The 264-nt window shown below is 50.0% G+C and carries 1 protein-coding gene; it reads left to right on the top strand.

The genetic code is table 11. The features are described 5' to 3' along the window. Nucleotides 1–264, top strand: a 264-nt coding sequence (locus V6E90_RS21665) for an Ig-like domain-containing protein (RefSeq protein ID WP_332606427.1), incomplete at both ends; no start/stop codon positions are given.

Here is a 264-nt window from a genome sequence, read left to right as displayed (position 1 = left end):
TTGTGGTGACTGTGGATGGTGTGAACTATCCAGCGGTGAACAATGGTGATGGTACTTGGACCTTGGCGGACAATACTTTACCGACCTTGGGTGAAGGCAACCATACTGTGACCGTGACTGCGACAGACTTGGCAGGTAATGTCGGTACAGATACAGGTACAGTGACAATCGATACGATTGCACCGAATGCGCCAGACATTGATCCAATCAATGCCGTTGATCCAATTACAGGAACAGCAGAACCTGGTTCGACCGTGACGGTGA

The organism is Acinetobacter sp. ESBL14, assembly GCF_036668815.1.
GTDB lineage: Bacteria > Pseudomonadota > Gammaproteobacteria > Pseudomonadales > Moraxellaceae > Acinetobacter > Acinetobacter gyllenbergii.
This window is presented reverse-complemented; position numbering and strand designations above follow the sequence as displayed.